At 58.4% G+C, this 541-nt stretch carries 1 pseudogene; it reads left to right on the top strand.

Annotation, left to right across the window (positions count from 1 at the left end):
• Window positions 1-149: 149 nt before the first annotated feature.
• Window positions 150-541, top strand: a pseudogene (locus ACM6JM_RS19270) (hypothetical protein); the annotation flags it as partial.

Below are 541 nucleotides of genomic sequence, written 5' to 3'. Positions count from 1 at the left end.
TCCGAATCAACCGGGACGGCGGTTTTTTCATACAGTACACGACCACTCGTCGCAAAACCGCCGTCACCTGTCAGATCTGTCAGGTGCGAAATTCATCGTTTAGCGCTCTGATAGCTCCTGCCCGTTCCCACCGCGCAGGAGCCTCATCCGTGACCACTTCAACCCCACCGGACAACACCGTTCTCGTCCTCTATCCGCCAATCGTCAATGGCCACACCACGCCCGTAGAAGGTGCGCATATCGGAGTGCCCCTGGTCGCCTATGATCTGGTCACCGATGGTGAAGGCGCTGTCGTTCTCGTCGATCCGCCGCCGACGGGCACCATGAATCCCGGAGACATCATGGAGCTTTGGCTTGAGGGGGAACCGGCAGCACTGGACAGCGAAACCATTGTCGATCCGAACGCACGCACCACGCTGCGTATTCCCAAGGGTCGACTACATCCGGACCGGGTCAACAAGCTGTACTACACGATCAGGCGTGGAAGCAGCAATTTAGGGACGTCCACGCCCCCGCTCGAAATACTCTATAACCGCATCCG

The sequence above is a fragment of the Pseudomonas sp. IT-P2 genome (assembly GCF_949767575.1).
GTDB classification, from domain to species: Bacteria; Pseudomonadota; Gammaproteobacteria; order Pseudomonadales; family Pseudomonadaceae; genus Aquipseudomonas; species Aquipseudomonas pharyngis.
Note: the sequence above shows the minus strand (reverse complement) of the source record. Positions and strands in the feature narration are given on the sequence as shown.